Source organism: Acinetobacter sp. YH16044 (assembly GCF_013417145.1).
GTDB classification, from domain to species: Bacteria; Pseudomonadota; Gammaproteobacteria; order Pseudomonadales; family Moraxellaceae; genus Acinetobacter; species Acinetobacter amyesii.
Genome location: NZ_VPEK01000179.1, coordinates 1 through 1,110, shown reverse-complemented (window position 1 = coordinate 1,110; position 1,110 = coordinate 1). Strand labels below are relative to the sequence as shown.

Genomic DNA, 1,110 nt, shown 5'->3' with positions numbered 1-1,110 from the left:
TCCGCAAGAAATCATCAATGAAGTCAAAAGAAGACATGCAAACAACCCCATTGAGAATAATTAAAGGTAATAAATTATGCGCACAGATCTACTTTTAGAATTAGCTGATTTTTTAGAAAAACTTGATCCCAATAGATTTGATATTCGGACTTGGAGAAGACCGTCTAAGGACTCAGTTGGCTTCGTGAGTGATGAACAACGTCTCACTGACTGTAAGACAGTTGCTTGTGCTATTGGATGGGCGGTGACTTTGACAAAGTGGGAGGATGCAGGATTCTATATGGACACCTTAGCAATCACACAAGAGCATCTGAATAACCCATTAAGTACGCCATACACTATGGCTATTGTGAAATGGCAAGGTGACTCAGATATCGATTCTTATGATGCTTTACAAGCAGGATTAGATCTTCCAATAGGTATGGCTGAGGTCCTTTTTGACTTCAATAATTATGCTGATGAAGAGTTTACAAGTGCTCAAACGGTGGCTGAAAGAATACGTGAGTTTTGTAATACCCCATCAGAAGAACTTATGGATTTAGTGGTTTCCTATACTGATACTGAGTAATTCCTACAGGCATAAAAATTAAAAAAACAAATGATAGGCTTGATTATATAATTTATATAAATTATATTTTTTATATAAGTTTTATAATCAAGGAGCTATCTGTGACACATGATGAAATTTTCAATTCAATAGTTAGTGCTGTAAATAACGCACCTCGTAATCAGCAAACTGCGGAATTACATATTCAAATGATTAAGTACGCAGATCAACTAAAAACAATTACATCTAAAGAGTTTTGTGAAGAAACAAAACTTCCTATTGGGTATGGCTCTGAATTTAGCAAAATGCGCAATATAACTGAGCGATTAAAAGCTGCTGGTTTAGATGTATCTAAACTTTAAATTTTATTAATATTTTTACAGAAGAGTCTATTTTGAAAGTTTTATCTTTGTTTTCTGGTTGTGGTGGTATGGATCTAGGTTTAGAGGGAGGATTTCTCGCTCATAAATCTTCCATAAATAGTGATATATATGCCTCACATGTTTTAGACCATGATGAAAACTATGTCCACTTAAAGAAAACAGGATTTGAAACTGTTTTTG

2 protein-coding genes are annotated in these 1,110 nt (G+C 34.3%); both read left to right on the top strand.

The window, feature by feature from the left end; genetic code table 11:
- Positions 1-76 precede the first annotated feature (76 nt).
- Positions 77-568 (top strand): hypothetical protein, encoded by a 492-nt coding sequence (locus FTV38_RS17885; protein WP_180023087.1) that lies wholly within the window; start codon positions 77-79, stop codon positions 566-568.
- 101 nt (positions 569-669) lie between these two features.
- Positions 670-909, top strand: a complete 240-nt coding sequence (locus tag FTV38_RS18280; RefSeq protein ID WP_180023086.1) for a transcription factor — start codon at positions 670-672, stop codon at positions 907-909.
- Positions 910-1,110: the final 201 nt, after the last annotated feature.

What these genes read in the sequence shown, in the direction of transcription:
- FTV38_RS17885 (WP_180023087.1), top strand. Translation starts at nt 77, where the DNA reads ATGCGCACAGATCTACTTTTAGAATTAGCTGATTTTTTAGAAAAACTT.